The sequence below is a fragment of the Stenotrophomonas sp. SrG genome (assembly GCF_050031795.1).
Taxonomy (GTDB): Bacteria; Pseudomonadota; Gammaproteobacteria; order Xanthomonadales; family Xanthomonadaceae; genus Stenotrophomonas; species Stenotrophomonas rhizophila_A.
This window is the reverse complement of record NZ_JBNBBE010001738.1, coordinates 1-230: the sequence shown is the minus strand read 5'-3', so window position 1 is coordinate 230 and position 230 is coordinate 1. Positions and strand designations below refer to the sequence as shown.

Sequence of the window (230 nt, the reverse complement as noted above, 5' to 3'; positions counted from 1 at the left end):
CGGCTGGATGCGGGTGTCCGGGCTGTGCTGGACCATGCCGAAGGGCACCGTCGCGCCGGGATAGGTATGCCCTTCGCCCCCGGTACCAATGTATGGATCCACGGCGGCGTAGGCGCGTTCGCCTGCGCTCTGCGGCGCCGCTGCTGCGGTGCCTGCCACCAGCCTGGCGCCCATGGCCCGTGCCACCAACCCCGACTTCCCCGCTCTGCTCATCTGGATTTAGATCGAGT

The 230-nt window shown here is 68.7% G+C and carries 1 protein-coding gene; it reads right to left on the bottom strand.

Features of this window, described 5'->3' with window-relative positions; all coding sequences use genetic code 11:
- On the bottom strand, nt 1-174 hold a 174-nt coding region (locus tag ACQG3P_RS25215; RefSeq protein ID WP_426806568.1), incomplete at its 3' end, for a hypothetical protein.
- Between the last annotated feature and the right edge of the window lie 56 nt (nt 175-230).